We start from the raw sequence: 5,266 nt of genomic DNA on the forward strand, positions 1-5,266 counted from the left end.
CAGATCCTGGCGCCCTTGTCGCTCTGGTCGAACTGGCTGGCCTGGACCCCGGTGCTTGCCATCGGGTCGGGGCTGGGGGCCGGCTACCTGCTCTCGGTCTTCTATGCGCCCGACGCCAGCATCATGACCTGGCAGGTCACGCTGGTGGATCTGAGCTTCATCTCCGACGGCCTCTCTCTGCGCTTCAACGCGACCTTCCTGCTGGGTGCCGCCATCATGCTGGTGGTGTTCGCGATCCAGCATCGCGGCATCCTGCGCACCGCCCAGATCCAGACGCTGCTGACGATCGCCTCGCTGCTGCCGCTCTTCATCGTCTGCATCATTCCGCTGCTGGCGGGCAATGTGCATGGCGAGAACTTCGTGCCCTTCACGCCGCTCGCGACCGACGCCAACGGCTCGGTCATCGCCGGCGTCTGGGATCGCGAAGGGCTGAAATTCTTCATGGGCGGTCTCTTCATCGCCGCCTGGTCGGCCTACGCCTTCGAGACCTCGGTCTGCTATATGAGCGAGTTCAAGAATCCCGGCCGCGACATGCCTCGCGCGATCATCGTATCGGGCCTCATCTGCATCGTCGCCTATGTGCTGGTCCCGGTGGTGTTCCAGGGCTTCTTCGGGACCCAGAAGATGCTCGACCCCGGCATCTATTCCGGCGCCGGCATGGGTCTGGCGCTGGCGGAAATGGTCCAGGCCGGGCCGTTCATTACCAAAATACTGGTGATCCTGCTGTTCTTCACCCTCATGCTCGCGATCATGACGGCCATGGCCGGCTCCTCGCGCACGCTCAATCAGGGCGGGCGTGACGGCTGGTTCCCGAAATATCTGGCCTATGTGAACAGCCACGGCGCACCGACCCGCGCCATGTGGACCGACCTCTGCTTCAACCTGATCCTGTTGCTGATGTCGGACTACATCTTCGTGCTGGCGGTCTCGAACTGTAACTACCTGATCTTCAACTTCCTCAATCTCAATGCCGGCTGGATCCACCGGCTCGACAACCCGGATGTGCGGCGTCCCTGGCGCTGCCCGACCTGGTTGCTCGGGCTGGGTGCCATCTTCGGCTATGTGAACGCCTTCCTGCTCGGTGCCGGCGCGAATGTCTGGGGTGCGGGAACCTTGATGGCGGGCTTCGTTTCGGCGGCGCTGGTGGTGCCATTCTTCCTCTTCCGCCACTACGTCACCGATAAAGGAAAGTTCCCCGAACATATGTATTCGGACCTGCTGCTGGCGGGACAAACGCAGCTTGGGCCGAAGAAGGCGGGGATACTGCCTTATGTCGCTTTGCTCGGCGGTGCCGCTTCCTGCGCGCTGGGCTATTTCATCTTCTGGTGACGCTGCCTCTCGGCAGGAGGAGCCAGGCATAAAAAAGCCGGCGGGACTCGATCCCGCCGGCTTTCGCTTGAGCCGAAGGAACCGGCGGGGTCGCCCGCCGGCTCGCTCGTGAAGTCCTATTCGAGATGGATCCAGACCGACTTGGTCTGAGTGTGCAGCAGCATCGATTCGAAGCATTTGTCGCGGCCCTGGCCCGACTGCTTGTAGCCGCCCCACTGCATCGTCATGTCGCCATGATCGAAGCAGTTGACCCACACCACACCCGCCTGCAGGTCGCGCGCGGCCTTGTGGGCGGTGTCGATGTTCTTGGACCAGACCGAGGCCGCCAGGCCATAGAGCGAATCGTTGGCGATCTCGACCGCTTCCTCGATGTTCTTGAAGGGGAGCACGGCCGCGACCGGCCCGAAGATCTCCTCCTGGGCGATGCGCATGTCGTTCTTCACCCCGGCGAACAGGGTCGGCTGCACATAGGCGCCCTTCTCGAGCCCCTTGGGCACGCCGCCGCCGAAGCAGAGCTTGGCGCCTTCCTTCTTGCCGATATTGATGTAGTCCAACACGCGCTTCTGCTGGCCCTTGGTGACCAGCGGGCCCATCTGCGTCGAGGGATCGAACGGATCGCCCGGCTGGAAGACGGTCTTGGCGCGCTTGGTGAAGAGATCCAGGAACTCGTCATGGACTTTCTTCTCGACCAGGAGACGCGAGCCTGCATTGCAGACCTCGCCCTGGTTGCCGAAGATGCCGGCGATGGCGTAGTTCACGGCCGAATCCAGATTGGCATCGCCCATGATGATCTGCGGGGTCTTGCCGCCACATTCGGTGGTGACCCGCTTCATGTTCGACTGGCCGGCATAGATCATCAGCAGCTTGCCGATCTCGGTCGAGCCGGTGAAGGCGATCTTGTCGACGTCGAGATGAAGCGCCAGCGGCTTGCCGGTTTCCTCGCCGAAGCCATGCACGACGTTGAGCACGCCCGCGGGCCCGCCCGCCTCCATGAACAGCTTCGCCATCAGATTGGCGGAGAGCGGCGACTGCTCGGCCGGCTTGAGCACGACCGAGTTGCCGGTCGCGAGCGCCGGCGCGATCTTCCAGGACGCCATCATCAGCGGATAGTTCCAGGGCACGATACAGCCCACGACGCCCAGGGGCTCGCGGACGATGTAATGGAACTCCGAGGCCGCGGTGGCGGTGACCTGGCCGAAGATCTTGTCGATGCATTCGGCCATGAACTGGAAGGTCAGGGCCGAGCCCGGCACGTCGCTGTTGAGCATGTCGCTGACGGGCTTGCCCATATTGAGCACGTCCAGCAGCGCGAAATCGACCGCATGCTCGCGGATCAGGTTGGCGAAGCGATAGAGCACGTCCATGCGGTCGCGCGGCGCCATCCGGCTCCACACGCCGCTCTTGAAGGCCTTGCGGCCGGATTTGACGGCGGCATCGACATCCGACGCGTCCGAGCGCGCCACCTCGGCAATGACCTCGCCATTGACCGGGTTGATCGATTCGAAGGTCCGACTTTTCTTGGCCGGGACGAACTTGCCGTCGATGAAATTGCGGGTCTCGGGTTTGATCTTGCTGGCGAGCTTGTGCCAATCCTTCTTGCCGAGCTTCTTGGCCTGTTCGAGATCCATGGTTCCTCCTTTGTCGGCGCCGGGAAAAGGCGGGGCTCTCGGGAATCGAGGCCCGATGAACGCCTCGTCGCGGCGCGGAAACTGTCGTTGACAGTGCTGAACCCGGGGCATGGACGGCAGGAATGCCGTCCGGGGTCTTCGCCTCTTGGGCCTCGGATCCGGATGGTCGCCGCTTATAGCACCGGCATAGCCCTCGAGCCATATCGCCCGGGGGATAGGCGGAGAGGCTTCAGCGCAAGGTGGCCTGGACGCGCTCGCGATACCAGATATAGAGGCCCGACAGGACGATGACCGTGGCCCCCGCGGCGGTCCAGCGGTCGGGCAGGTTGCCGAAGACCAGGTAACCGATCGCCACCGCCCAGGCCAGCTGCAGATAGCTGAAGGGCGCCAGCATCGAGGCGGGCGTGAGGGTGAAGGCGCGGATCATGCAGAGATGCGAGACGGCGCCCATGAAGCCCACGAAGATCAGGAGGCACCAGCCCGTGGCGTCGGGCGCGCGCCAGGATCCCGGCAGCATCGCGGACATGACGACGAGGCCGACCACGCCCGAATAGAACAGCGTCACGGACCAATGATCGATCGGACCCAGCAGTCGCGTCACGATCTGATAGAGCGCGAAGCAGGCGGCGACCAGGAGCGGCATGACCATGGCCCAATGCATCAGGCCGAAGCCGGGGCGGATGATCAGGAAGACCGCAAAGAACCCGATCCCGACGGCGACCCAGCGCCGCATGCCGACGCGCTCCTTGAGCAGCGGCACCGAGAGCGCCGTCAGGAACAGCGGCGCCACGAAGCCGATCGAGGCCGCGGTCGCGAGCGGGATGTAGCGCAGCGCGATGAAGTAGAACACGGTCGAGCCCAGCAGCAGGACCGAGCGGATCAGCTGCAGATCGAGCCGGCGCGTATGGAACACCGACCCGCCGCGCCAGGCGAGCAGGATCGGCAGCGCGGTCAGCATGTGAAAGAGATAGCGACACCAGGTGATCTGGACCGTCGAATAGTCCGCCGTCAGGAACTTCGCGGTCGAATCCATCATGACGAAGCCGAGGCCGGCCGCGAGCATCCAGCCGATGCCGCTCATCGAGGGTCGCAAGCTAGGCAGGGCCGGGGCCGGCGGCAGGGCTGTCATGATGTGGGGTAGCTGCTGGGCCTCGGGCCGCTCAGCCGACGGCGGAATCGAAGGCGGCGATGCGGGCCTGCGCGACGGCCGCGATCTCGCGGCCGATCTCGGGATCGGCTTCGCTGAGCCGCTCGAGATCGCGCGCGCTCAGCACCAGCAGATTCGAATAGGAGAGGGCAACGACATCGGCCGTGCGCGGCCGGTTGGTGACGAGCGCCACCTCGCCGAAGAACTCGCCCGTGCCGAGCCGCACCGGCGTGTGCGGCAGCACCACCTCGACGGCGCCGGTGGTGATGAAGAACATCGAATCGCCATGCTCGCCGGCCTTGACGATCTCCTCACCGGGCAGCGCCAGGCGCGGGCGCATCAGTTTGGCGACGCGCCGGCGGCCATCGTTCGAGAGGCCCTGGAACAGCCGCACCCGCTGCAGCAGGGTCTCGGGCGCCATGGCGATGTCGAGCCGCAGCAGGCGGAAGGCCGCGCGCCGGCGCTGGTTCAGCCCGCGGATGAGATTGTCGTAGACCTCTTCGCTGAGGACCGATTCCTTATGCATCGAGTTGTAGCCGTCCTCGATCGCGCGGAAGGCGAGGCGGCTGACATAGAGCTCCTCGAGCTGATGCGCGTAATCGGGATATTGCAGGCGCAGCGCGCCCAGCGCCTTGGCGACGCCTTCGCGCCGGCGCTGCAGCACGGCGCCGGCGGCGGCGGCGGCGCCTTCGCCCACCACCGGGCGCACCCGGCGGCGCAGGAACTCGCCCAGATCCATCAAGAGAAGCGAGCTGACGAAGAGCTTGTTGAAGCGGTCGCCCAGCATTTCGGCCAGCGGGCGCTCGATCGCGAACCATTGCTGGAGATGCATGCCCCAGCGGATGCGGCGCGGGAATTTGAGCAAGTCGTCGACCGCCTTGACGTAGCCCTCGGCGCCGCCCTGCTTGATGCCGTCCATCAGGCGGCTGGCATCGGCGAGCTTGGACTCGGTCGTCTTCCGGCTGACGGTGCCTTCGCGCAGGCGCTGATGCACCAGCTCCACTTCATATTGCGTGATGATCGAGAGCGCGACCGCGGCCATGTCGAGCTCATGCTCGCCCGAAGCGGCACGGGCGGCCTTGGCGATCTCGGCCTCGGTGGCCGCGGTCGGAGCGGCCGGCGCCGTGCCCAAGGGGGCCTCGATCTGATCGAACACGCGCTT

Annotated in this window: 4 protein-coding genes; 1 reads left to right on the forward strand and 3 read right to left on the reverse strand. The window is 65.1% G+C overall.

All coding sequences use genetic code 11. The features are described from left to right. On the forward strand, positions 1–1,329 hold a 1,329-nt coding region (locus tag ACREE8_RS02125; protein WP_431571327.1), incomplete at its 5' end, for an APC family permease. 116 nt (positions 1,330–1,445) lie between these two features. Here the strand turns inward: ACREE8_RS02125 and ACREE8_RS02130 are convergent. The 3 genes from ACREE8_RS02130 to ACREE8_RS02140 all read right to left on the reverse strand — a co-directional run. Beyond that, complete coding sequence (locus tag ACREE8_RS02130; protein WP_431571328.1) at positions 1,446–2,957, reverse strand: aldehyde dehydrogenase; 1,512 nt, start codon at positions 2,955–2,957, stop codon at positions 1,446–1,448. Between the two features lie 229 nt (positions 2,958–3,186). Beyond that, entirely contained in the window at positions 3,187–4,086 is a 900-nt protein-coding gene (locus ACREE8_RS02135; protein WP_431571329.1) for a DMT family transporter, read from the reverse strand. A gap of 31 nt (positions 4,087–4,117) precedes the next feature. Continuing rightward, positions 4,118–5,266, reverse strand: a 1,149-nt coding sequence (locus ACREE8_RS02140; protein WP_431571330.1) for a cyclic nucleotide-binding domain-containing protein, incomplete at its 5' end; no start/stop codon positions are given.

It is taken from the genome of Hypericibacter sp., assembly GCF_050729195.1.
GTDB lineage: Bacteria > Pseudomonadota > Alphaproteobacteria > Dongiales > Dongiaceae > Hypericibacter.

What these genes read in the sequence shown, in the direction of transcription:
- ACREE8_RS02130 (WP_431571328.1), bottom strand. Translation starts at nt 2,957, where the DNA reads ATGGATCTCGAACAGGCCAAGAAGCTCGGCAAGAAGGATTGGCACAAG.
- ACREE8_RS02135 (WP_431571329.1), bottom strand. Translation starts at nt 4,086, where the DNA reads ATGACAGCCCTGCCGCCGGCCCCGGCCCTGCCTAGCTTGCGACCCTCG.